Here is a 235-nt window from a genome sequence, read left to right as displayed (position 1 = left end):
AGGGCGACCTGGCCGACAAGGCGCGGTCGATCACCGCGTCACCCGATCGCGGGCTGAAGATCCGCTTCGGTCATCCAACCATCAAGCCGCCGGCGGTCATGGCGAAGATCATGCGCAACGTCGCCGGCGAAACGGTCTGCGACAGCTTCATGGGAACGGGCTCGACCGGCGTCGCCGCGGTCCAGGCTGGCAAGCGGTTCTTCGGCATCGAGCGCGACCCGCGCTGGTTCGCCGC

The 235-nt window shown here is 68.5% G+C and carries 1 protein-coding gene; it reads left to right on the top strand.

Annotation, left to right across the window (positions count from 1 at the left end):
- A partial coding sequence (locus VJI93_RS09270; RefSeq protein WP_324009399.1) for a DNA methyltransferase occupies positions 1-235 on the top strand: 235 nt, incomplete at both ends.

It is taken from the genome of Parvimonas sp. M20 (genome assembly GCF_035282425.1).
GTDB lineage: Bacteria > Bacillota > Clostridia > Tissierellales > Peptoniphilaceae > Parvimonas.
Note: the sequence above shows the minus strand (reverse complement) of the source record. Positions and strands in the feature narration are given on the sequence as shown.